General features: G+C 67.7%; 1 protein-coding gene. It reads left to right on the forward strand.

Annotated features, from left to right (window positions below):
* Positions 1-232: HlyD family secretion protein (locus U5782_RS41535; protein ID WP_322049657.1), on the forward strand; the 232-nt coding region annotated here is incomplete at both ends.

The raw sequence follows: 232 nt of genomic DNA on the forward strand, positions 1-232 counted from the left end.
CATCGGCCAGCCGGTGGAAATGACGGCGGACGTGTACGGCTCGTCGGTGGTCTATCACGGCAAGGTGGTGGGCTTCTCGGCGGGTACGGGCTCGGCCTTCTCGCTGCTGCCGGCGCAGAACGCGACGGGTAACTGGATCAAGGTGGTGCAGCGCCTGCCGGTGCGCATCGCGCTCGATCCGGCCGACCTCGAAAAGCACCCGCTGCGCATCGGCCTGTCGATGCAGGTGGAC

It is taken from the genome of Paraburkholderia sp. J67 (assembly GCF_905220265.1).
Lineage (GTDB): Bacteria > Pseudomonadota > Gammaproteobacteria > Burkholderiales > Burkholderiaceae > Paraburkholderia.